Genomic DNA, 22,005 nt, shown 5'->3' with positions numbered 1-22,005 from the left:
ACCCCCGCTTCAACGGCGTAGTCCGTTGAAAGCTGTTGTTAGATTCACGATTACATGGAGCTGGAGAAGCAGAATGCCAAAATACAAAAAGAAACCTATTGTCGTTGAGGCTTTCAAATTTGAAGGTACGGCAGAACAGCACACGCCAGATCGGTTTTCAGAAGCGGAACAAAACCAAACCGTTCGTGTTCATTGGGCCTCCCCTAGTGGGTATCTGGACAGCGAGTGTGTTATTAAAACACTGGAGGGCACAATGACTGCTTATGAAGGGGATTACATCATCAAAGGTGTGAAGGGTGAACTTTACCCTTGCAAGCCTGACATTTTTGAAGCCACGTATGAACTCGCTGAGTGAATCTAACGCCAAATTCAGGGGCACCGTAGGCGTCCCCTGGAATTTCTTGGTACGCCCGGCATGGGCATGAACTGATGGGGTGAAAGTCCCCTGTGGGAGAACCTACATCTGACTGGCGGTAAAGACGCCTGCTGATGACAACCACTAGCTTAAGGCAAGTGCAGTCCCGCGAGGGGCTGTGCGGAGGCAGTCTGAGTGCAAAGGTGCGAGCCGACGTACAGAAATCGCATACAAGGCTGAGTCTCTGGGCGAGTGAGCCAAGGATCACAAAGCCCTCTGGTTCGTGAGACACGGTAAATGCGGCGGTTGTGCACTGAAAGTCCATGTTCTTATCCGGGGAGATCTGTTCAACATGCGATTGGTAAGTTCCCAGTTCTCAGCCACTGGTTACAACAGGCTCGGCGAACAGTGACTCATCATCCTGTTCGAGCAAACCCGATGGCAACCAATAGCGCCAGCAGAGGTAACCCTGCGTGGTGATTGGACAGAAGTCAGCAGAGGCCATAGTAGCTGTACGACAAAAGTCATTAATGGACGGGAAGTCGTCAGCGAAGGGCCGAACATCGATGACAAAGAGGAGACTGATTCCCTCAGGGCGATGCAGCCGTCCGGCGACTCACCGTACCTGGCGACAGAATCTTTGACCAGCTTTGAACCATGATCTACTAAATTGCGTACTTGAACCGGCTAATCTGGCAAGCGCATGGAAACAGGTCAGAAGCAACAAGGGTGCTCCGGGTATCGATGGAGTCACCATTGAAGCTTATCCAGACTTTGCCAAACAGCATTGGCCTTCAGTGCGTCAAGCCTTATTGGACGGAACCTATCAGCCGTCACCCGTGCGCCGGCATGTAATAGAAAAGCCGGACGGCGGTGAACGCTTGCTGGGAATCCCAACCGTGATCGACAGGGTCATACAGCAGGCCATTGTGCAGGTGCTGACGCCTGTCTTTGACCCGGGATTTTCCCCAAACAGCTTTGGCTACCGACCGGGACGGTCAGCACACGACGGAGTCCGTCAGGTTAAGCAGTTGATCAACGGGGGGCTACATTACGCCGTTGACGTTGATCTGAGTAAATTCTTTGATACGGTTAATCACGACGTTTTGATGTCGAGGGTCTCCCGTAAGGTCCGCGACAAACGCCTTCTGAAACTGATTGGTCGCTACCTGCGCTCCGGAGTCATGATTGAGGGCAATGTCTACCCGACCAGGGTTGGCATGCCACAGGGTGGGCCTTTATCACCCTTGCTGTCTAATGTGGTCCTCGACGAACTCGACAAGGAGCTTGAATATCGGGGTCATTGCTTTGCAAGATACTGTGATGATTTTGTGATTCTCGTCAAAAGTCAGCGTGCAGGGGATCGGGTGATGCACAGCATTACCCAATTCATTGAACGCAAATTGAAACTGAAGATTAACTCCCGGAAAAGTAAAGTTGTGAAAGCAACAGAAAGCGAATTCCTGAGTTTCACCTTCACAGGGAAGAAAGTTCGCTGGGCCCAGAAGTGTCTGGACCGATTCAAATACCGGATACTCAAGTTGACCAGTCGTCGCTGGGGTGTCTCAATGCAACATCGGTTACGCAAACTGGCGCAATATATCCGGGGTTGGATGGGGTATTTTCGGTTATCGGAATATTACCGACCAATTCCCCTGCTGGATCAATGGATACGTCGGCGAATCCGTTGCTGTTTTCTGAAGCAATGGCGCAAGCCAAAAACCCGTTTCAAGAATCTGGTCAGGTTAGGCGTTGATAAAGTGAACGCCGCCAAGATCGCAGCCAGCAGCAAAGGGTATTACCGTCTGAGTAAAACTTATGCGGTACAACAGGCACTGAATAACAATTACCTCGCGAAAATTGGGCTTGTTTCATTGAAAGACTTATGGATCAGGTTTCACCATCATCGTTGAACCGCCCGGTGCGGACCCGCATGCCGGGTGCTGTGGGGAGGGCTGGAGAAAGACCAGCCCTTACCCGATTTATGCCTGTTGAAGTTTTACTCAATTCTTTAATGTTTGTTGGTTTCCCGTCAAGGCTAGTTTGATTTCTATCATTCCAATATTCTTCAATGCCTTCTTGACCTTTATTCTTCGCCCACTTTAAAAGTGTTTTTCTATCTTGTTGATATTCATAAAGTGGTACAGAAAAACCACAAGATGATTGAACTAACTCTATGTTGAGAATGAAAAGTTGTCTTGCACCAATCGGTGAAGAGAATAGCTCAAGATATTCAGACCATTTCGAATTACCTTTGTGCAGGACTTCTGCTTTCCCATAAAGCCTCAGAATCTCAGGTTTTCCTGTGAACGCACAAAACATGATTGTCATTCTCGGGAGTTCTTGCACATGAGCAGAAGTTTCATTTCCACTCCCAGTCAAGTTCAACCACAAGACAGTTTTTTCATCGAGAACACGAAAAGAATCCATCCCTTTTGGTGAGATATTCACTTTTCCAGTACTTGCCGCTGTGCCAACAAAAAACATCTTTTGATCTGATATAAATTTTTTCTGTTCAATTGACAACTTTTCAAATTGCTTTCCCATAATTAATACCGATCAATTTTGAATATATTTTGATGTGTGCACCAAGGGCATAACAGTCGTTTACACGAATCAGTTTCACATAACATACTGTAGATTCGCTATACGCACCAGCCGATACCCCCATACAGCGTGACTTACATAGCGTTCTGCATTTTAAAGGCTATATCTTCTAATTCGCATTTAGTAATTCGTATATTTTTCGGTCAAGCAACCCGTGTGATTACAGACTGCTTTATTTTCATTCGAAACAACAGGTTAACCATTCAGTTGATTTTCTGCATATACGAACCAGCTTTTTCTGTATAAAAATACAGTAACAAGCAGGACTTATATGAGATTACAAGAACGTTTTCAAATTGCCATTCGCTCTGCCGGTTATTCTCTGTCTACCGAGCGCAGCTACTGGGACTGGATTAAACGCTTTATAAAATTTTATAAAATGCACCATCCCGATTTACTGGCTGGCGATGATGTCCGTGATTTTCTCACTTATCTGGTGATGAAAAAGCACGTTGCTGTCAGTACCCAGCAGCAGGCATTGAGTGCCCTGGTCTTTTTGTACAAACAAGTGCTGAGGCGTGACAGTTTCACGATCAATGACTGGCAAAAATCCAAACGCACCAAAAAACTTCCTGTTGTGTTTTCGGTGACTGAAGGAAGCTCTGCGTCTCAGAGTTCAGGATGTTGATTTTGGGCGCATGGAAATTACCGTTCGCCATGGCAAGGACGGTAAAGACAGAATGACTCTGTTGCCCAAAGCGTCTGTTGAAGCATTACAGACCCATGTACTCAATCGCGGTGGTAAAGCGGTTTTAAGCCCGGTTGATCGCTGATAAAAAATGATAAAACATTCCTGAAAGCACTCACACTACCGCCCCTCTATGCCATTTCCTTGAGTATTAAGGCAGTTGTACTTTACACGACAATTTGAAAATAGTTGTATAGGAGTAAAATGTTACCATCGAACTGTTTATCAAAATACCTTTTTAAATCAGGCCACCAGCGGTGACACCGAGTACAATTACCGGTTATCAAACAGTAATTAAACGACGAACGGCAACTTCATCCATGGCGTCGCCGGTTCCTGCCAGGGCAACCTCGCCTTGGTCCAGTATCCGCTGGCAAACTCAAAGAACGGCTCAACCAGCAGAATAGCCGTCTCACCCCGGTCACGGCCCAGACCAATGACCGACCCCTGCCCTGCCACAGGATTGTGCCAGAGGCGGGTGTTAGGTGTCTCTGTGCCAGTCTTTATTGTTTGCTATGCTCATGTCTCAAACAATAAACGTAATGGTATGCAGTATGTCATTGGAAGCCAGAGTGGAGAAACTTGAATCCCATTTTGATTCGCTGGACAGTGCAGTTCGTAATCTCTTCAAAATCACTGGTGATACCCATCAGGAGATACTGGCGACACGACAGGAGATGCGTACACGGTTTGCCCAACAAGATCGTGAGCTTGCGGGTGTTAAAGCCGATGTTTCTGCTTTGGCTGAAGCCATGCTTGCAGGTTTTAAGCGTACCGATGGAAAAATAGACCGGCTAGAACTTCTCATTCGTCAACACCATTTCGCCCCATAACGTTCGTCACCTGTCCCTTATGCACGGCAATGGATACCGACTTCAGGGCCTGGCTGGGCTGGCAGGAAAATGCACGGAGACCGGTGGCGTGAAGGTTTATCAGAAGAAGAAAGCACAGGGCCTGTTGAGCAGAAGAGCATCAGAGCCGAATTTCTCTGATGCTCTCAAACACGGTCTTACTCAGCTATCTCATCAGTTCCTGAGTTAACGGCTACAGGCGAACAGCAATATCATTAAACTCAACCAACGTGATCTGCTTCAATGCATGGGAGAACTCAAAGTGATTCTGAGTTTAAGCGTTTCAGCTCTACTTCCATTAAATCACTCCATTCACTGAGTACTTGCAATCTATTTTCATTACTGGCAATACGAACACCAGTATGGCCCACCCATAAAGACTCCTGTATGTCCTCTTTACTCATTGTCACTTTTTCTTCTTCAAACTTTTTGAGTTCAAGCCGGTCTTCTTTTAATGACTGGCTTACTGCTTGTTTCTCGTTTTCGATGAGAGTCCGATAATCCTGGTAACTTTCTATGGTTGTTTTGATAGCAACGTCAGGATTTTGCCCTGATGCTGAAGCAATATGGGCCAACGTAGTCTGGTAGAGCGGATCGGATGATGGTACCCCTTTTTCCTCCATTGTCTTTTTCAATATTTCCAGCTCCGAAGCTGGTAAATTTGCCACCATTACTACCCTTTGCAAATAGTCAGGTAAAACCTGTCTTATATGCTGAAAATACTCATGATCGTCAAATGACGGCTTGCCCATGCTGGAATCCGGTGTGCTCAGAACTTCCTGCACAACTTTTTCACACGCAGGGGTATTGTCCAAAAGTTTCATTTTCTGACTTATCAACCACTGATCAGCCAGAGTTCTGGCGGCTTCAGAGGAGTCAGGTATTTCTTCAATCAAGCGATTGACTTTGCCAAGAGGGTCAACCGAAGGTTCAGATTGATTTGATATTTTTTGTTCCAGATAATCGTTGAAAATTATTTTACCGATATCTGTTTCAAGCTTTAACTGGTCTGAATTCACACATTCAATAAATTCTTTATCTGATGCTGGCGACTGAAGTAACAGCAAGGCTTGTCCTACCGTGATTTCTCTTGCACTCAATGATTTATTAGAATATTTATTGATCAACTCAACCGCTTTTTCTCTCTGCTGACCTTCGCTAGAGACTGTTTTCTGAGGCGTTAATGATTGGACCTTGCGGCTCATCCAGTTCACTTTTGGTGAATCTGTTTTCAGTTGATGACTGCCACTCAGGCGGACTGGCTGATTAATGCCCCCTGTATTGGCAAGGTTTTGAAGCGTCTGACACACTTGATCCCTGGAAGGCAAAGAACGCATGGTAGATCCCCTGTGAATTCTGAAAAATCCGGTCAGAGAGTATCTTCGACAATGCTCCTGCCTTTTTTAGCAGGTGCTTTAAGGTAATGAGGGGCGACACCCCCAGACTGGCCGACTTCATCTTGATATTCTCAGGAAAGATCGGCAGCTGGGAGGCTGACCGAGAATAGACTGCCCTACTGCGGTGGCAGCAAATTGGTCTAAAAATCCGCTTTTGTTCGGCAAATAGCCCCGCTATTCACCTCACAAAACCGAATTTTTATCCTCAATTTTCTGCCATCCTCGTTACGGGCGCTATTCTCGGTCAGCCTCCCAGGGGAAATATTCAACAAGTGTCAGATAATGGTCATCACCAGACCCGCAGAGATCGCCATGGTGAAAATCACCACCAGGAAGGCAACAATCATCGGGTTACGGAACAGGCTCTTAAGCAGAATGACTTCTGTCAGGCTGGCTCCGGCACTGCCGATAATCAACGCCATCAGAGCCCCCATTCCCATGCCTTTAGCCGCCAGGGCAGACGCCAGGGGAATCACCGCTTCAGCCCGAATATACAGGGGCACACCAATAACCGCAGCAAATGGAATCGCCAGTGGGTTGTCCGGACCTGCATACTGGGCAATAAAGTCCGCAGGAATAAACCCATAAGTAAAGGCACCAATACCCACACCCAGCATCAGGATCGGGAAGATCTGCTTGAACTGACTCCAGGTTTCACCCCAGATGCGGCCCCAGCGATCATCACTTTTGGGCTTGCTGTCGCCACAGGCGGTTGCACAACCAGTAGACGTCACCGGAGCTGGTTTGGCATCACAGCAGCTGGTCTTCGGTGCTGGTTTGCTGTCACAACAGCTGCTGTTGTTATTCACAGATGGCGCGGTATCACAACAGCTGGTCTTGGGCGCAGGTTTGCTGCCACAGCAGCTGGCCGCTGCGGTTTCACCATAGACCACCTCTTTGCGTACAAAACGTTCAAAGCCCATTTTCTCCAGAATGTAACCACCGGCTACGGAAACGGTCAGGGCAATGGTGAAGTAAATGACCGTCACTTTCATACCAAAGGTTGCCAGCAACAGACCGACAATAATCGGGTTCATCAGTGGCGAGGTGAACAGGAAGGTAATGGTCGGACCAAACCCTGCCCTGGCTTTCAGAAGACCGGTCAACATCGGAATGGTAGAGCAGCTGCAAAAAGGTGTCAGCGCCCCCAGAAGGCCTGCGGAAACATAACCTTTGCCGCCCTTGGAACCGAGGATCTTCTGAATTTTTTCTGCTGGCATATATTCCAGGATCACACCAATAATAAAGCTGACAATCAGGAACAGAATGGTCAGTTCACCGGCCAGAAAGATAAAGGTACCCAGTGTATCCACCAGATTCCCGGCCATATCAGCGCCCACGCTGGATTCCAGTGCCGGTTTTATGATTGGCTCGATAGCATCGGTTATCCGCTGTTGTATGCTCATATCAATAATTCCAGAAAAGTAGAAATATATATTTAAAAAAAATCCTCTTGCTGATCTGCCTGATCGGTTATGAATATAAGATCAGTGTCCGCTTCCTCTTATGCGATCATCAGCATGCAGCTTGTTGGTGGGCGTATATTAGGTGAATAAAAAAACAGCTGCAACTATTATTCTAAAATTATAGAAATATTTATTACGGCTTTTATGGAAGAATGAGCTTAACCGGGTATCGATATAACACTGGAGTACCGATGGGAGGATTGCAATGGTTTCAATGGGCTTTGGGGTTGGCCGTGCAAGGCTGGAGCCACCGCCATATTTCTGCGATGGCCCCGGTTATTAATTAATGCAGCCCACCTTCCTGCCACGGAAGCAGATACATGACGTCACTGTGCCTGGCGGTAATCTCATTAAGGTAACCCGCCTCCCTCTTCCGACGGGATACCAACAGTGGATCCGTTACCTCCAGGGGCGTTAGTGACTGGTTGACCACCCAGCCGGCCGGTTGGATGCCGGCCCTGGCCAGATCTTCCTGAAGGTCAGCGGCCTCATGCACCGGTGTCGCTTCCGGTAACGTACAGATCAGCAGCCTGGCAAACTCAGGATCCCGCAATCGTGGCAGCAGCCCGGTCACCTCTTCTGAATGGGCATCGCCACGCTTCAACACTTCCCGGTGGTAGCTCTGGGCGGCATCCAGCAGCAAGATCGTATGCCCGGTGGGAGCGGTATCAATCACGGTAATGCGGTTATCGGCCTTAAACACGGTACGGGCAAAGGCCGAAAGACCGCAATCTCCTCAATACAGGGGGATCTCAGGTCCTCTTCCAGCAATGCACGTCCATCATCGTCAAGATGAGCAGCGTCGGCCAACACTTCGGTACGGTAACGTTCAATCTCTTCAACAGGGTTGATACGCTCAACCACCAGATTATCCGTCACCTGCCCTACAGCATCGTGCACATGGGCTGCCGGGTCCGTTGTCGTCAGTGTGACCGGCAAACCCTGTTCAGCCAGCCTTCGGGCGATCATAACGGCGATGGAGGTTTTGCCAACACCGCCTTTACCCAGGGTCATCACAATGCCACGGCCACTTTCTGCCAGTCCATCAATAAACCGGTTCAGATCGGCACTTTCCGACGTTGTGTCGAATCCTTCCTGTTCCGCTGTTGCCTTACCGGGGCTCTGATCAAAAAACGTTTTCAGCCCTTCAAGACCAATAGGAGGATTGGCCGACATGGCAATGGTCGACACCGGCAGATGACGCAACTGCCCTGGCATATCACTCAAGGCATTTCTGCCACGGGTCTGCAGGGCAATGGCAACGGGGTCATTGGCATCGGTGGCTGTGAATACGCCGTTCACCACCAGATGCTGATTGGTGATACCCAACTCCAGCAACTCGCCACTGGTGCGTGCGGCTTCTTTCAGGGCCGCGCCATCAGGGCGGGTGATTAACACCAACCGGGTCTGGCTCTCATCGGCCAGAATCTCCACGGCCCGGGCGTACAACGCTGTCTGTTTTTCCAGAGCCGCCAGGGGGCCAAGACAAGATTCACCTGTCGTACTGTCCTGCACAAAACCGGTCCATGCCTTGGGCAGAGAAAGTAACCGCAGGGTGTGGCCGGTGGGTGCCGTATCAAAAATGACCCGGTCAAACGCTGCGGTGACCTGCTCATCGGCCAGCAGTTCGGTAAAGGCATCAAAAGCAGCAACCTCAAGGGTACAGGCCCCGGACAGCTGCTCCTCCATATTCTCAAGGACCGCATCCGGCAGCACACCCCGGTATGGATCAATCGCCTTTGCCCAATAGGCGGCAGCGGCCGCCCGAGGGTCAATATTCAGGGCAAACAGGTTGTTAACCTGGTTTACTGCGGTCGGTTCACCACTTAACCGGGTTTCCAGTACCTCATCCACATTGGATGCAGGATCGGTACTCACCAGCAATACTTTTTCCCCGGCACTGGCCTGGCGGACAGCAGTAGCACAAGCGGTGCTGGTTTTTCCTACGCCGCCCTTGCCGGTAAAGAACAACACCCGTGGCATATTTTCCAGGAATTTCATCGCGTCTCTCCTTAACAGGCACCACTGCAACCACAACCACCGGCAGTTACCGGCTCAGCATCCGCTGTGGCAACCGGTTCACCAGCCGCCATGGCAACCAGTTGTTCACGGGTTGGGTAAGTTCCGTAGCTGACCATTTCGCCATCGCGCATAATGATGGGCAGCGCTTGTGTTTGATGGGCTTCCAGCAGGGCCCTGACCGTCAGGTTGGCGGCAAATGCAGCCGCTTCCTGCGCCAGGTTATGACGGATCACCCGGTGTCCCAGCGTTTCCAGGTAGCTCAGATCAGCAGAAAAAACAGACAGCTTCTGGTCCGGCTTTGGACCACAAACGCCAGAAGAGCAGCACATGGTAGGATCAAACACAGTAATAGACGACATCGTTTTGTCCTTATCTCTTTATATATTTTCAGGATGACTACCGAAACCTGTCGGTAGTCGAGTCAACGGGAAGATAATTAACTGGCGTGTGCAACCGGAAAACGATCGCGGGTACGATTGGCGTAAGCCACCAGCGCCAGCATGATCGGCACTTCAACCAATACACCGACCACTGTCGCCAGTGCAGCGCCGGAGTTCAGACCAAACAGACTGATCGCAACGGCCACTGCCAGCTCAAAGAAGTTGGAGGCACCAATCATCCCACCGGGGGCAGCAACACTGTGTGGTTCTTTCCACTTGTACATCCAGTAGTAAGCAATGGCGAAAATGAGCACTGTTTGAATAATCAATGGAATGGCGATCAGTACAATATCCACTGGATTGGCCAGGATACGAGGTGCCTGAAAACCAAACAGCAGCACCACGGTCAGAATCAAACCGAGCACTGACAACGGTTTCACCCGGTGACCAAAGGTCTGTAACGCCTGTTCAGAGCGCAGAACTTTTCGGGTGATCAGCCCGGCCAGTAACGGAATAACGATAAATAATACGACGGACAGAAAGAGCGTACTCCAGGGTACGATCACATCGGTAACCCCCAGCAGAAACGCAGCAATCGGCGCAAAAGCCACCACCATCACCAGATCATTCACCGCCACCTGAACCAGTGTGTAATTGGCATCACCTCGGGTCAGCTGACTCCAGACAAAGACCATAGCCGTGCAGGGCGCAACGCCCAACAGGATCATGCCAGCAATGTATTCGTCACCAAACTCTGGTGAAATAAGACCGGTAAAACTACCGAAAAAATAGCGAATAAACAGAATTGCCAGAAGCGCCATGGTAAATGGCTTAATCAACCAGTTGACGGTCAGCGTGACAATCAGGCCTTTTGGACGACGATGGATGTTTTTTACCGCAGTAAAATCGATCTGCATCATCATCGGATAGATCATCAGCCAGATCAGCACTGCAATCACAAAATTAATGCTGGCGTATTCCCAGCCTCCCAGGGTGGCAAACAGTGATGGAAAGAGTGTTCCACCGACCAGCCCTGCCACCATGGCCAGAGCCACCCAGACACTTAAATAACGTTCAAAAATACCCATGATTTGAACCTCTCCATACTATCGACAATCGTCGAAAAACGATAATAAAGCACCAAAAAAATCAACTTTCTTTCCTTGTTCCCACGTTGAACATGGGAACGGGGCCAACCAATTCGTATTAGCTGAAGCGGTTGAAAACGCCATCTATATCCGCCAGTAACTGCTGAACCCGTTGGATGGCCTCCGGACGAAGGCTGAAGCAGGTTTTGGGGTGCTTTACCTCGGCATGCACCAGTCCGGCCTCCCGCAGAATGCGAAGATGTTCTGAAACCGTGGACTGAGCAAGACCAAGCTGCCCCACCAAATCAGAACCCAGACACACCCGCCCCGCCAGTATCCGTAACAGCCTGACCCGTGCCGGATGCCCAATGGCTTTGGCATAAGCGGCCAACTCCTTCTCTTCAGACTCGTTAAATTGAAAGTCAGCGAGACTTTGCAGGCAATCCGTCATTGAGCTACCCAATTACAACTTAATCGTTAAATCACGATGAACGATACGCCTGTATTTTTCTCCTTGCAAGTACCCATAACAAAAAAATAAAAATACGACCGTATGATTAATACACCTGTTAATATACCGCCCCTAATATATCCCCAGTGTTTCTGCAACATAGAGCATTCACATGTCCCATCATCCTTTTGATATTCTGCCATTGCCCAATGGCTCAACCTTTATTTTTACACCTTGCCCGGGTACAAAAGCACAAAATCTTGCTGATTCGCTGAGTACGCTGAAAAAGGCAGGAGCTGACGCAGTTGTTACTATGCTGCCAGATACCGAAATCGCCCTTCTTGATGTTGCCCGTCTTGGTCAAGAGACTGAACATGCCGGAATGCAGTGGTTTCAACTCCCGGTAGAAGATGACTGTGCACCGGAAGCAGTATTTGCCGTTGCTTTTCAACAGGCCAAAGACTCCCTGCTCGCCCTGATTGCAAAAAAGGCGACAATTGCTATTCACTGTAAAGGCGGCTCTGGACGTACAGGGCTGATGGCAGCAGTACTGCTACTGGAAAGTGGCATGCAATGGAACGATGTAAAAACACTGGTTCAATCTATTCGACCAAATGCCTTAACCCTGCCCGTACATCTTGAGTATTTGCAGAAGCACTATGTTCTCTGAACGCAGATAGGAAGGTTGTTGCAAAGCCCGTAAAAAAGTCTCTCCACACAGGTCGGCTCGCTTGTGAACCGACCGACATCAAAGCGTAATCAGTTTATTGCTTTACGCTATTACCAGTTTTTCTCATAATAAATCTGGCTTAAATTCTAAGCTATAAGTAGCTGGCCATATGGAATCACATATTTCTGGCTACTTGGGCAGGTGCTATGCAAGGCACAACGGAGGGAGCATAGCCGTAGCTATGTGACCGGAGTTGTAACGAAGCAGAGTGCCTGAACAAGGAGTCAGAAATATATGATTTCATATGGTTAGCTACTTAACAGGGTTCTGCCCCACGTTCCCCCAATACAGCACCTTATGACTGATGGAGTAGTGATTGCCAGCATCAAAAAACATCCCGTCACTGATCAGCACCATCCTGACTCAGGGTATCAGCCTTAAACTGCAACCTGCTGATCTCGCCTACCTGGCAGCACTGCGCTATTGGAAAGAAACGGAATCACAACCGGAATTCAGTGAAGAAGAGCTGCATGTGGTATTCCAAAACGTGGAAAAAGCACGACTGGACGATAACAGTGAGGATTCTTCAAAACGCTGTAACGACGTGATCCGTCGTCTCCTTCAGCAGCATCTGTTGATCTGCCTGGAAGGCGGTGGGCATCGACATCACGCTTATCTGATCACACCGCTGTCCGAACAGATTGTCGATTCGGTGTGTGTCGGTATGGAAGCGTCAAAAGAAGCACTGAGTACCCTGTTTATGACGGTTGCCACGCACCTCAGAGAGATCAGGGATTCTGCGGAACAGGGGGGCAACGAACCGTTCTGGAAGCTTCAGGTAGAAGCACCACTGAACATTACCGTCAACCAGCTGGTCACCTCCATTGACCATCGTCAGCGTCAGCTGGACCAGGAAGCCATCAACACCCGCAAAGAAGTGGTGGAACTGCTGAAGCAGGACTGGCAAAACAGCATCAACCAGTGCGAACAGTTGCTGACCAGCACCCAGAATCATCTTCAGGATTTACAGCAACTGCTATTGGCCTCGTGCCACGAACTTCGCTCACTGCTGGACGCCATTTCCCGCTATTGTGAACAGGCCAGTCGACACGATGCCATCAACAGTGTTATCCGGCTGGAGCAACATCTTGACCGTATCGAGCACTGGAGCAGCGAACGCATGAACCACTGGGAAGGTTTCCACCACCGGGTTCATCAATACCTGCGACAGTTTGTCACCATGGATGAGCGTAAGGCGCTGATGGAGCGGGTGCGGGAAGGCATCCGAAGTTATCAGGCATTGCCCTGGTATCTGCGCTACGCCAATGAAGAATCGCTGGCCCGATTGCGGGATATTGAACCACCCCGGCCGAAAGAAAATCTGGCACGGGTAATCCATGATGAAGGTGAACTGACGGCCATCGAAGACTTTGATGCCCTGAAGCAACAGGTTAAGGAATGGCTGGTCAGGCAGGAGCAACAGTCCGGAATACTGCCATCCTACGAACAGGCACTGGAACAGCTGGCCAGCCAGTGGCCTATGGAAAAACTGAACATGGTCGCAGGCTGGCTGTTCAGCGCCCTGACTGAAATGGGCCACCAGCAAAACCGACAGAACATTGCAGATCATCAGTGGCATGCGGTTCTCCCGGCCATCGCTCCCGAGTTTTACGTGGAACGCCTGAGTCTGACCCCTAACACACTCCGCCTGGAAAGAGAGAAACCGATTGTTGACCGATAACCCCTACCAGCAGATCGCCGATCTGATCAATGATGAATGCTTCCCGGAACTGGATACCCGGCTGCGTCGGGGTGAACATATCGACGCTCGCCATCACCGGATTTTCAATATTATCCAGGACGGTTTTTCCCTGCTGGTCGAACACTACCTCCGCTATGGTATTGACCTTGTTCAGGCACCGGAAGCGTATTACTACCTCCGCCCCGGCACTGCCGGTAAAAGCCTGATTCGTGCCAGAAAACTGGATGAACTGACCATGGTCGTTGGTCAGGTGCTGGCCATGTTCCATCTCGACCCCGAGCAACTGGAAGGCAGTGGATGGATATCCGCCGATGCAATCTACGAGCGGCTGCGACTGCTGCTGGACAATGAATACCTTTGCCAACTGCTGGAACGAAAAAAAATCGAGACCCAGGCAGACCGTGAAAAAGCCATGGAAACCCTGCGTAAGGCCATCCGGCAGCTGGCCAGGCTGGGCATGGTAAGGCTGGAAGGCAACCAGGCCAGCCGTCTGCAGACCCAGGCACCGTTGCTGCGATTTATTGATCCTGTCCGCTCAACGGCTTCGTCACCAGAAGCCGCCAGGGCAGCCATGGCGCAGCTGGTTCGTGACGGTTATATCAGCCTGAATGACGATGAAGAACCTGTGATGCAGGAAACTTCTGATCCGGAAGATAATCTGGAAAATGCCCCACAAGAAAAGCGTCACGGTGAAGACGACACCGTTATATCTGAACAGGCCCTTGAACAAGAGCAGGAAGCATGAGCCAGAAAAGAACCCAGATCCGCAGCCTGACCCTGGTTAACTTCCGGGGTGTCTTCTTCAAGACTCTGGACATGCACCCATTAATGAGCAACCTCATCGGCCATAACGGAGCCGGTAAGACCACCATTATGGGTGCCTTGCTGATAAACCGGGTTCCCGACAATCGTCTGGTTCGCCTGCGTAACAATTCCGACAGCGGACAGGATCGCAGTGATAATGGTATCTGGGGACGCATCAGTGCCGGTACCTGTTACAGCCTGGTGGATTACGAACTTTACGACGGCAGGCGGGCAATAGCGGGGGTCCAGATTCGTCGTCTGAGCCAGCCAAAAGTCGAGCTGAAACTGTTTGCCATTACCGGTGTCGATGATGATGTTCCGGTGCGTGATCTGGTGATGAGGCCGGTGCCCGGCGAAAATGGCTTATACGAACCTCTGGATGGCAAAGCCCTGAGAAATCAGGTCACTATGATGGGCGGTGAACTGCAAAGCTTCAACACCACCGCCCAGTATATGAACTGGCAGTTTGAGCAGCGGATTATTCCCCGCCGAATGGAAAACAGCCAGGATCGCCAGCGTTATTACCGCATGCTGGAAACCAGTCTCTACGGCGGCTTGTCGTCTGAGCTGCAAAAAGGACTGAGGGATTATCTGCTGCCAGCGGATGATCAGGTGCGCCAGTCCATTGGCTCCATGCAAAGTGCCTTGCAACAGACCCAGCGAACCCGTCGCCAGATAGAAAGCACCCGAAGTGACCGGAAAGTCATCCGGGAGATTCTGGAGTCCAGCTATGCCCTTGGCGAACATGTTCTGGCATGGTCAGAAAAACAACAGGCCAAACTTCAGGCTGAGCTGAAAGATAAACGCCAGCAGGAGCACCAGGCACAACTGGAGCTGGAAACCAAAAAACAACAGCTGTCAGCCATTGAAGCACGATTACTGACCCTGGATACCCTGGACAGTGAACTGGCAAGCCGTGAAGAAGATGCTGACGAGCGTCTGGATCATGCCAAAAACCTTGAACGACTGCATACCGATCTGCACAGACTGGAAAATGAGCAGAACAACCATAACCAGCAGCTGGAAGAGCTGAGCGAACAGAACGCATTACTGGAAAGCCAGTATGCAGAAGAGTCCGCTGAGCTTAAGCGCCTGCAGGATGATATTGCACAACTGGTAAAACAGCTGACCAGTGTCGAGCAGGCCTATTCTGAAGAAGCCCGAAAAGCCGGATTATACCTTGCCGCCCTCAGGGCGTTGAATGAAGTACGTGACAGCTTTAACCAGCCAGACCTGCCGGCAGATGCACTCACTCCGTTAATGGGAACGTTGCTGCAGGCTGAAAAGGACGTTTCCGGCCGCTATTACAGCCAGAAGCCACTACTGGATGAGGCGGAAACCATTCGCGGGCATTTCGAGGCAACCCTGTCTCTGCTGGCGACGTTTGGTGATACCGATATTGACCTGAAACAGGCAGCCAGCCGCAGCGACCACTGGCGACATCACCATGAGCAACAAACAACACTGGCTACACAGATACCGGTATTGATCAGACAGCAGCAACAGCGCCAGAAAGAAGAAGAACAACTGAAGAAGCTGCAACAGGCCGTTGCGATGCTTCCCGAAGAATGGCGCAACCGGATTCAGGATGAAGCCAGCTGGAACACCAGCCTGAACACCGCCACTCATGAGCAACAATTCCAGCAACAGAAAATAGATACCCTTGGCGGACAAATCCAGCAATCCAGACAGACAATGGTACAAATCCAGGGCAGCCTTACCCAGGCCCGTCAGGATAATATTCACTGGCTGGATGCTCGCAGACTGGGTCAGGCGATTCAAGCCATCCGCCCGGCTGCCCTGATGGAGAGCCACAATGACTTTATCACCCTGCGCCAGCAAATCAGCCAGGAACAGCAGGAAAACCTGCAGGCCAATGTGCAGCTCGGCAAACATCTGGAAGAGCTGCGCTCCCGCATGGCACAGCTGGAAATCAAGGCATCAAAAGAGCTGCAACAACTGCAAAAGCTGGCAGAGATGACCGGCGGAGTGGTGATCAGTGACTATTTTGATAACGATGATATCTCCCTGGAAGAGGCGGCCTGGCTGGAGGCCAAGTTTGGCCCGTTACGCCACGCCATCCAGGTTCGGGACATCAGCAAAGCTGCCGCTATTATCCGCGAAGAAAGCGATCGCCCGGATCATGTCTGGCTACTGGGTGGCACACCGGGAGCGTCTTTTTCGGAAGAAGAGTATCTCCATACCCCCCTTGAGCAGAAAGAAGACGGCAGTGTACTGGTAGAAATCGCCAGCAATGTTGCCCGTTTAAGCCGGGAACCTGAGTTCCCGACCATTGGCCGACTGGCCCGGGAGAAAGAGCAGGAAAGACTGCGGCAGCAGGAAGAACAGCTGCTGGATCAGCTGCAGGAACTGGCCATTAGCAAACGACAGTTGGAGAAATGCCAGCAACTTCTCGATCAGCTGTCCGCCAAAAGCCAGTGGCTTGGCGTTCAGGAACCGCCGGTTCATGAGCTTACCGGGCAACTGGAGCAGCTGGAAGCCCAGGTCGAATCACTGACGGTTGATCTGGCCGATGCTGGGCAGCAGAAAACCAGTCTGAATAGTGTTGTTCGTTGTCTTGAACAGTGGCAAACCAGTGCCTGGCTATTGAATGACGACCCAGATCGTCAATCATTAGAGGCTCTCCTTGAGCAACTGCAAAGTGCCACTGACGCTAAAGCCTGGGTGGACAAACATCAGCCGACGATTCGGCAGCTCAATGACCATCGCCTCTATATTCAGCAGCCACCGGTAGAGAATCTGGATGCCCTGCGAGCAGAGCAGGAACAGCTGAAGCAGCAGTTAAGCCATTACCACCAGCAGAAAGACCTTCTGAGGTCGGCCATGGACAAAGCCCCTAATCTGCGCTTTGCAGAGTCCATTGCACGGCAGGAAGAAAAAGAGAACCTGCAAAATCAACTCAGGAATGAGTACGAGACTAAGCAACAGCAGGAACAAAAACACAGCAAGTATACGACACAACTTCGTGATCAGTGCCACTCACTTGAGAAAAGCATCGACTCTATCAATGCTCTCCTGAGTCAAAATAGTTATCAGCAATCAGAGCTCAAACGACAAATTTCTGATATCCCCCTGACCTGGAAAGTGGGTCTGAAGGAAGAGTGTGCTGCACAGTTAACCCGCATAAAGGCAGAAAAGTCTGAACTTATTCAGGAAATCAAACAGCAAAACATCGCACAAAGTACTGTTGCAGCAGAACGGAAAAAAGTCGAGGAGCGACTCAGTGATACCATAGCGGATATTCATCAGCTGGCACCAAAAGTACAACACGCCAGCACCAGCCATGAACGGATTGTGCAACAGGCAGAACAGTCCGGGTTACGACATAGACTGCATATTCATCACCTGCTGAATCAGGACAGTGACGCGTTACGTGACGGTTTGGCGACGGCAAGGGTCGCATTGGCAAAGGCTCTCGAAAATGAACAGAAGAATGAACAGAAAAATGGCCAGGACAGTCTTTATCAACAAATAGAGAAAGGCAGCAGCACGGATTTGCCAGCAGTGTTCCAATGCTTTATTGATTCACAAACGTATCTTGCCCAGCGCATGGATAAAACGTTATATCAATCGGATGACCCAAGGCAAAACCTGGAGTTGCTGGAAGAGCGGCTGACTCGTCTGGAAACCCTGTTAAAAGATGCAGAGAAACGCTTCCTCGCCGAATCGGACAGCCTCGGGCAGAACATTCAGCGCAAGATCAACAAAGAGCGCAAACAGATTCATCAGCTGAACGCTGCCCTGTCCAGTGTGCATTTTGGTACTATCCGGGCGATCAAAATTGAGCTGGAAGTGATCGACAGTTTCCAGAAAATACTGGATGCCTTGCAGCAGGAATTTTACGCAGACCTGTTCCGCAAACCCGATATCACCGTGGAGGCGGCGCTGGAATACCTCTTTAAGAAGGAAACCGGGGGGACCATTGTTGGTGATAAACTGCTGGATTATCGTGAGTACATTCGCCTGAATATTCTGATTCAGCGGGCTGGCAGCAACCAGTATGAACCGGCCAACCCGACCAACCTTTCCACTGGTGAAGCCATTGGTACCGGTCTGGCCATTCTCACTATGGTGCTGCATTCATGGGAAGTCGCTACCAATAACCGCGATGGCAAAGGACACGCCGCCAGTCGTCTGTTATTTCTGGATGAAGCGGCACGGCTTGATGCGAGGGCACTGGCCACCCTGGAAGAGCTCTGTGACCATCAATCCCTGCAACTGCTGGTTGGTGCGCCGGATAATGTGCTGCCCAAAAATGGCATTACTTATCGGATGGTGCGCCTGATGGAACCTTACGAGCATGTTATTTTCTCTGGCGTAAAAGGCAGGCTGCCCCAGGGGGCTGAATCGTGACATTCCAGCCAGAGGATGCCATACCGATTGCATTAGACTTGTTAGCAGACAGCTATCGTCAGAGAGGTCGGCAAATGTCGGCCTTTCTGACACACCTCATAAAGGTGGGCTGGGTCGAGCAGTGCAGCTTTCGCCAAAGAAACAATGATTTTGCCCTGAGAACCGCCCATGACCGCCAGAGTTTTCTGGAGTATATGGAAAGGCAGTTCGGCAACAACTGGCAAACGTCACTGGAGCAGGGTGAAACAAGGGAAGCATTTCTCACCCAACATCTGATATCACCGTTACCAGGGCATATCCATAGCCGTGTAGTTAATGCTATTTGGGGTGAACACTCCAAGAAACAGGCGGCAACACCTTCCGGGATAGCAACAAGAGACAGCGAACTGATTCAACTGCGCACCCGAATGGAATGTCAGCTGAATTTTGCTGGAAAGATTATTAATTGTCGGAATGAAATGGCCTTTTCAGATGCGGTCATCATCAATGAAACTGCACTGGGCAAGCTGCAAAGTATACAGTGTGAAGCGCCAATAAATATTATCACGGTGGAAAATGCCGGTGCCTGGCAACACCTGCCCTTACCGGAAAATGTCATTGCCCTGTTCGTTCCGGGGAATAATCAAAAGCTGGCGTTAAAGCTACTGTCGTTTTTCCCAGACTACCAATGGTGCCACTTTGGCGACCTGGATCAGAAGGGACTTGATATTGCCTCATCACTGGCCCGGGCTCAGAATAAACCACTGAAGTTATTAATTCCTGACTGGTGGAACCAGTATCAGCCCCATTTCCAGCTGGGAATAAAACAGGGGAAAATTGCCTGGCGGAAAGATATCTGTCCTCAATCCAGAAAGTACGCACAACACCCCTTTATCAATGCGCTTGCCGATGATGCAAAATGGATGGAGCAGGAGGCCATCGTACTGGACTCCCGCCTGTTGGATGAGATCCGACGTCTTTTTGATAGCGACCTACCAGGCTGACTTCAACAGCCCCAGTACCTGCTCATAACTGGCATCGACCCGGTTATAGAGCAGTGCACCATCATCAATACTCATACGAGCAATATCTTCCAGTTGCGACTCATGCACCTTGCCACTTTCTGACAATGTTCTTGGCAGCCCTGTTTGCTCAAAGAGCTCATCCCGCATGGCACGAATATAGATAATGGTTTCAGCCGCCCGCCGCTCTTCGGGTACTTTGCTGTAAAAATCGGCACCGGCCAGGGGAAGCAACAGTTCACCGATTGCCTGTTCACACCGGGGCAGGTTGTATTCCAGAACATAAGGCAACATCAGACTCATACAGACGCCGTGGGGAAGATGGGTTATCGCCCCAAGGGAATGCCCGATGGCATGAACCAGCCCAACCATGGAGTTGGAAAAGGCAATGCCCGCCATGGTGGCTGATTCTGCCAGCTTAAGCCGGAGATCCCGGCTATCCGGTGAGGCAAGCACCCGAAGCAGGTTTTCCCGTATGCCTTTGATAGCAGCAACGGCATAGGCATCACTGAGTGGATTTTTAGCCGTACCCATAAACGCTTCAATGGCATGGGTCATGGCATCCATGGCAGTGGCGGCGGTAATATGCGGAGGCAATGTCAATGTCATCCGTGGATCAAGAACCGCCACATCAGGCATCAGGAATGAAGAGCCAAAAGGCACTTTACGACCACTGGCATCATCGCGAATAACCGCAACTTTGGTCACTTCTGAACCGGTACCTGCCGTCGTTGGCAGGATAAATAACGGCTTCAGTCGTTTAGTCAGCGCACCAGAGCCGCTGTAAGCCAGAAGGTCATCACCACCTTCAGACACGAGAATATTGACCGCCTTCGATGTATCAATCACCGATCCACCACCAATGGCAATAATGCCATCCGCGCCATGCTCACGATAAAGCCGGGTGATGGCAGAGACGACACTGGTGGATGAGTCTGGCGGTACATCACTATAGACACCCGCCATCGAAATCCCGTCAACCACCAGAGCACGCTTGACGGGCTCAATTAAACCGGCGTTGAGCACCCCGCCATCGGTAATAATCAATGGTTTCTTTACCCCAAGGCTGGCCAGTTCGAATGGGATATGCTCCAGGGCTTCATTGCCTGAAACGATTTTGACGGGATTAAAGAATTCATAATAACTGCGGCTCATTTGGCAAACACCCCCATAACAAAACCGGCAAACACGCCCAGATAGATTTGAACTGCCCCCATCAGCTTTTCCGTTAAGGAAATATCCGGGTAATGACGCATGATTTTCCGACCTATAAACCGGGGCAGTGCGATCGCTTCCAGTCGCTCAAAGCAACGGACCAGTTTCATGGAAGCGGAAAGGTCGCCATCTACCACCATTCGTTCCCTGGCAAAGGCTTCGGTTGTGCCTTCCTGAAAAGTGAGCGTACTAAAAGCATGGGCGAGATGTTTGAATTGAATATCCACATCGGGCTTGGTTTCACTGTTTTTACGACCCGGTTTTATTCGCCCGTCACTTTTCTTCATATACAAACACGGGCCACGGGGCATAACACTCATGGAAAAGGTAAAACCATCGGGCAATGATTCGATTTCCTGCTGAATCCGCTTGTCAGTCCGACCAGCCTTAGCCAGCCCATGACCAATAAAAGCCAGCATAAAACGGACATACAAACGCTTTATGCGCCAGATAACGGGAAGGGATGGGGTCACCTGAAGCTCCTGCCAGCGAACCGCCGGGCAATAATTATTGTTGTTATTTCCGGGTGATATTATCCACAATCAGAACATGGTCGGCTATATAGGGAGTGTTATTCAGGACAATGAAATAGATTTAACACATAAAAAAAGCCCAGTTGATTGTTCAACTGGGCTTTTCTGTTGGGTGCCTGGCGATGACCTACTCTCACATGGGGAGACCCCACACTACCATCGGCGATCGGTCATTTCACTGCTGAGTTCGGGATGGGATCAGGTGGTTCTAACCTTCTATGGTCGCCAGGCTAATTAGATACTAGAGACTACAAACCAGTCTCTAGATGGAATCCTTTAATTAAGCTGTTTTCTTGCTTCACACTCTATGCGTATGGCTTCTTGATACTTGTCTCTTGACA

The 22,005-nt window shown here is 50.2% G+C and carries 21 protein-coding genes and 1 rRNA gene; 10 read left to right on the top strand and 12 right to left on the bottom strand.

Annotation, left to right across the window (positions count from 1 at the left end; translation table 11 throughout):
• Nucleotides 1-73 precede the first annotated feature (73 nt).
• Nucleotides 74-355 carry a hypothetical protein gene (locus O3276_RS16570; RefSeq protein ID WP_269672319.1) on the top strand — a complete coding sequence of 94 codons (282 nt, stop codon included), beginning with the start codon at nt 74-76 and terminating at the stop codon, nt 353-355.
• Nucleotides 356-1,005: 650 nt separating this feature from the next.
• Nucleotides 1,006-2,268, top strand: a complete 1,263-nt coding sequence (gene ltrA / locus O3276_RS16565) for a group II intron reverse transcriptase/maturase (RefSeq protein WP_269672318.1) — start codon at nt 1,006-1,008, stop codon at nt 2,266-2,268.
• On the opposite strand, the gene O3276_RS16560 is transcribed toward ltrA, so the two are convergent.
• Nucleotides 2,246-2,902, bottom strand: coding sequence for a pyridoxamine 5'-phosphate oxidase family protein (locus tag O3276_RS16560; protein ID WP_269672317.1), 657 nt, complete (start codon nt 2,900-2,902; stop codon nt 2,246-2,248). The genes ltrA and O3276_RS16560 overlap by 23 nt on opposite strands.
• A 331-nt stretch (nt 2,903-3,233) precedes the next feature.
• Between O3276_RS16560 and O3276_RS16555 the strand changes: the two genes are divergently transcribed.
• A complete protein-coding gene (locus tag O3276_RS16555) occupies nt 3,234-3,590 on the top strand; it encodes a site-specific integrase (protein WP_269672316.1) in 357 nt (118 codons plus the stop codon).
• Between the two features lie 10 nt (nt 3,591-3,600).
• On the top strand, nt 3,601-3,735 hold the full coding sequence (locus O3276_RS16550; protein ID WP_269672315.1) for a hypothetical protein: 135 nt from the start codon (nt 3,601-3,603) through the stop codon (nt 3,733-3,735).
• A 209-nt stretch (nt 3,736-3,944) separates the two neighbouring features.
• Here O3276_RS16550 and O3276_RS16545 read toward each other — a convergent pair whose 3' ends face one another.
• Complete coding sequence (locus O3276_RS16545; protein WP_269672314.1) at nt 3,945-4,109, bottom strand: hypothetical protein; 165 nt, start codon at nt 4,107-4,109, stop codon at nt 3,945-3,947.
• A 95-nt stretch (nt 4,110-4,204) separates the two neighbouring features.
• Here O3276_RS16545 and O3276_RS16540 point away from each other — a divergent pair, with 95 nt between their 5' ends.
• Complete coding sequence (locus O3276_RS16540; protein ID WP_269672313.1) at nt 4,205-4,483, top strand: hypothetical protein; 279 nt, start codon at nt 4,205-4,207, stop codon at nt 4,481-4,483.
• 275 nt (nt 4,484-4,758) lie between these two features.
• On the opposite strand, the gene O3276_RS16535 is transcribed toward O3276_RS16540, so the two are convergent.
• The 7 genes from O3276_RS16535 to O3276_RS16505 all read right to left on the bottom strand — a co-directional run bounded on the left by O3276_RS16535 (nt 4,759) and on the right by O3276_RS16505 (nt 11,305).
• Nucleotides 4,759-5,838 (bottom strand): hypothetical protein, encoded by a 1,080-nt coding sequence (locus tag O3276_RS16535; protein ID WP_269672312.1) that lies wholly within the window; start codon nt 5,836-5,838, stop codon nt 4,759-4,761.
• Nucleotides 5,839-6,173: 335 nt separating this feature from the next.
• The gene (locus tag O3276_RS16530) at nt 6,174-7,304 is read right to left on the bottom strand and encodes a permease (protein WP_269672311.1); all 1,131 of its coding nucleotides are present in this window, start codon (nt 7,302-7,304) and stop codon (nt 6,174-6,176) included.
• Nucleotides 7,305-7,647: 343 nt separating this feature from the next.
• Nucleotides 7,648-8,040 carry an ArsA-related P-loop ATPase gene (locus tag O3276_RS16525; protein WP_269672310.1) on the bottom strand — a complete coding sequence of 131 codons (393 nt, stop codon included), beginning with the start codon at nt 8,038-8,040 and terminating at the stop codon, nt 7,648-7,650.
• Complete coding sequence (locus O3276_RS16520; RefSeq protein WP_269672309.1) at nt 8,037-9,365, bottom strand: TRC40/GET3/ArsA family transport-energizing ATPase; 1,329 nt, start codon at nt 9,363-9,365, stop codon at nt 8,037-8,039. Before O3276_RS16520 ends, O3276_RS16525 begins: the two co-directional genes overlap by 4 nt.
• A gap of 11 nt (nt 9,366-9,376) precedes the next feature.
• Nucleotides 9,377-9,745 carry an arsenite efflux transporter metallochaperone ArsD gene (arsD, locus tag O3276_RS16515; RefSeq protein WP_269672308.1) on the bottom strand — a complete coding sequence of 123 codons (369 nt, stop codon included), beginning with the start codon at nt 9,743-9,745 and terminating at the stop codon, nt 9,377-9,379.
• Nucleotides 9,746-9,822: 77 nt separating this feature from the next.
• Complete coding sequence (arsB, locus tag O3276_RS16510; protein ID WP_269672307.1) at nt 9,823-10,854, bottom strand: ACR3 family arsenite efflux transporter; 1,032 nt, start codon at nt 10,852-10,854, stop codon at nt 9,823-9,825.
• 118 nt (nt 10,855-10,972) lie between these two features.
• A complete protein-coding gene (locus tag O3276_RS16505) occupies nt 10,973-11,305 on the bottom strand; it encodes an ArsR/SmtB family transcription factor (protein WP_269672306.1) in 333 nt (110 codons plus the stop codon).
• 172 nt (nt 11,306-11,477) lie between these two features.
• Here O3276_RS16505 and O3276_RS16500 point away from each other — a divergent pair, with 172 nt between their 5' ends.
• The 5 genes from O3276_RS16500 (at nt 11,478) to O3276_RS16480 (ending at nt 19,898) form a co-directional block, all read left to right on the top strand.
• On the top strand, nt 11,478-11,975 hold the full coding sequence (locus tag O3276_RS16500) for a phosphatase domain-containing putative toxin (RefSeq protein WP_269672305.1): 498 nt from the start codon (nt 11,478-11,480) through the stop codon (nt 11,973-11,975).
• A 376-nt stretch (nt 11,976-12,351) separates the two neighbouring features.
• Nucleotides 12,352-13,716, top strand: coding sequence for a hypothetical protein (locus O3276_RS16495; protein ID WP_269672304.1), 1,365 nt, complete (start codon nt 12,352-12,354; stop codon nt 13,714-13,716).
• The gene (locus O3276_RS16490) at nt 13,706-14,482 is read left to right on the top strand and encodes a chromosome partition protein MukE (protein WP_269672303.1); all 777 of its coding nucleotides are present in this window, start codon (nt 13,706-13,708) and stop codon (nt 14,480-14,482) included. Before O3276_RS16495 ends, O3276_RS16490 begins: the two co-directional genes overlap by 11 nt.
• Nucleotides 14,479-18,915 carry a chromosome partition protein MukB gene (gene mukB / locus O3276_RS16485; RefSeq protein ID WP_269672302.1) on the top strand — a complete coding sequence of 1,479 codons (4,437 nt, stop codon included), beginning with the start codon at nt 14,479-14,481 and terminating at the stop codon, nt 18,913-18,915. The genes O3276_RS16490 and mukB overlap by 4 nt, the downstream gene beginning before the upstream one ends.
• Nucleotides 18,912-19,898: a Wadjet anti-phage system protein JetD domain-containing protein gene (locus O3276_RS16480; protein WP_269672301.1), complete on the top strand. Its 987-nt coding sequence runs from the start codon at nt 18,912-18,914 to the stop codon at nt 19,896-19,898. The genes mukB and O3276_RS16480 overlap by 4 nt, the downstream gene beginning before the upstream one ends.
• Here O3276_RS16480 and O3276_RS16475 read toward each other — a convergent pair.
• From O3276_RS16475 to rrf, 3 genes are all read right to left on the bottom strand, one after another.
• Nucleotides 19,887-21,071 carry an iron-containing alcohol dehydrogenase gene (locus O3276_RS16475; protein WP_269672300.1) on the bottom strand — a complete coding sequence of 395 codons (1,185 nt, stop codon included), beginning with the start codon at nt 21,069-21,071 and terminating at the stop codon, nt 19,887-19,889. The two genes, O3276_RS16480 and O3276_RS16475, sit on opposite strands and share 12 nt — an antisense overlap.
• Complete coding sequence (locus O3276_RS16470; RefSeq protein ID WP_269672299.1) at nt 21,068-21,604, bottom strand: SCP2 sterol-binding domain-containing protein; 537 nt, start codon at nt 21,602-21,604, stop codon at nt 21,068-21,070. The genes O3276_RS16475 and O3276_RS16470 overlap by 4 nt, the downstream gene beginning before the upstream one ends.
• Nucleotides 21,605-21,778: 174 nt before the next feature.
• Nucleotides 21,779-21,894, bottom strand: a 5S ribosomal RNA gene (gene rrf / locus O3276_RS16465).
• Between the last annotated feature and the right edge of the window lie 111 nt (nt 21,895-22,005).

Source organism: Endozoicomonas sp. GU-1, assembly GCF_027366395.1.
GTDB lineage: Bacteria > Pseudomonadota > Gammaproteobacteria > Pseudomonadales > Endozoicomonadaceae > Endozoicomonas.
Note: the sequence above shows the minus strand (reverse complement) of the source record. Positions and strands in the feature narration are given on the sequence as shown.

What these genes read in the sequence shown, in the direction of transcription:
- O3276_RS16505 (WP_269672306.1), bottom strand. Translation starts at nt 11,305, where the DNA reads ATGACGGATTGCCTGCAAAGTCTCGCTGACTTTCAATTTAACGAGTCT.
- arsD (WP_269672308.1), bottom strand. Translation starts at nt 9,745, where the DNA reads ATGTCGTCTATTACTGTGTTTGATCCTACCATGTGCTGCTCTTCTGGC.
- O3276_RS16570 (WP_269672319.1), top strand. Translation starts at nt 74, where the DNA reads ATGCCAAAATACAAAAAGAAACCTATTGTCGTTGAGGCTTTCAAATTT.
- O3276_RS16520 (WP_269672309.1), bottom strand. Translation starts at nt 9,365, where the DNA reads ATGAAATTCCTGGAAAATATGCCACGGGTGTTGTTCTTTACCGGCAAG.
- O3276_RS16550 (WP_269672315.1), top strand. Translation starts at nt 3,601, where the DNA reads ATGGAAATTACCGTTCGCCATGGCAAGGACGGTAAAGACAGAATGACT.
- O3276_RS16540 (WP_269672313.1), top strand. Translation starts at nt 4,205, where the DNA reads ATGTCATTGGAAGCCAGAGTGGAGAAACTTGAATCCCATTTTGATTCG.
- O3276_RS16500 (WP_269672305.1), top strand. Translation starts at nt 11,478, where the DNA reads ATGTCCCATCATCCTTTTGATATTCTGCCATTGCCCAATGGCTCAACC.
- mukB (WP_269672302.1), top strand. Translation starts at nt 14,479, where the DNA reads ATGAGCCAGAAAAGAACCCAGATCCGCAGCCTGACCCTGGTTAACTTC.
- O3276_RS16475 (WP_269672300.1), bottom strand. Translation starts at nt 21,071, where the DNA reads ATGAGCCGCAGTTATTATGAATTCTTTAATCCCGTCAAAATCGTTTCA.
- O3276_RS16560 (WP_269672317.1), bottom strand. Translation starts at nt 2,902, where the DNA reads ATGGGAAAGCAATTTGAAAAGTTGTCAATTGAACAGAAAAAATTTATA.
- O3276_RS16530 (WP_269672311.1), bottom strand. Translation starts at nt 7,304, where the DNA reads ATGAGCATACAACAGCGGATAACCGATGCTATCGAGCCAATCATAAAA.
- O3276_RS16535 (WP_269672312.1), bottom strand. Translation starts at nt 5,838, where the DNA reads ATGCGTTCTTTGCCTTCCAGGGATCAAGTGTGTCAGACGCTTCAAAAC.
- arsB (WP_269672307.1), bottom strand. Translation starts at nt 10,854, where the DNA reads ATGGGTATTTTTGAACGTTATTTAAGTGTCTGGGTGGCTCTGGCCATG.
- O3276_RS16555 (WP_269672316.1), top strand. Translation starts at nt 3,234, where the DNA reads ATGAGATTACAAGAACGTTTTCAAATTGCCATTCGCTCTGCCGGTTAT.